This is a genomic window from Mesorhizobium sp. M8A.F.Ca.ET.161.01.1.1, assembly GCF_004792105.1.
GTDB lineage: Bacteria > Pseudomonadota > Alphaproteobacteria > Rhizobiales > Rhizobiaceae > Mesorhizobium.
The window spans coordinates 1-339 of sequence record NZ_SRTD01000249.1 but is presented as its reverse complement, the minus strand read 5'-3'; the positions used below and the strand labels follow the sequence as shown (position 1 = coordinate 339).

Here is a 339-nt window from a genome sequence, read left to right as displayed (position 1 = left end):
TAGCTGTGATTGTTTTCGGTGCTCTCTCTGTCTGGCAGCAGCATCGTCGTTACTCGCAGAAGCACTGGCGAGAGCGGCCACGCGAAGGCGGCAACAGCAAAATTGAAGGCGAGATGCGCATCCACAGCAAGATTCGCATGCGAAAAGGGTGACATGTCCAGCAGGGCCGCGGCATATCCGGCGAGCGGCAGCGCAGCGAGGCAGCCGATGGCCCTGACGACGAGATTTCCCACCGTCACCCGGCGTGCCGCGATCGGGGCTTTCAGCGTCGCCAGTACCGGCGGCACCGCGGCACGGAGATCGGCGCCGAGCACCAGAACGATCAAGAGCGTGGTTTCC

The 339-nt window shown here is 63.1% G+C and carries 1 pseudogene; it reads right to left on the bottom strand.

Annotated elements, in window-relative coordinates:
- Nucleotides 1-339 (bottom strand): annotated as a pseudogene (locus EN804_RS35565) (Na/Pi cotransporter family protein); the annotation flags it as partial.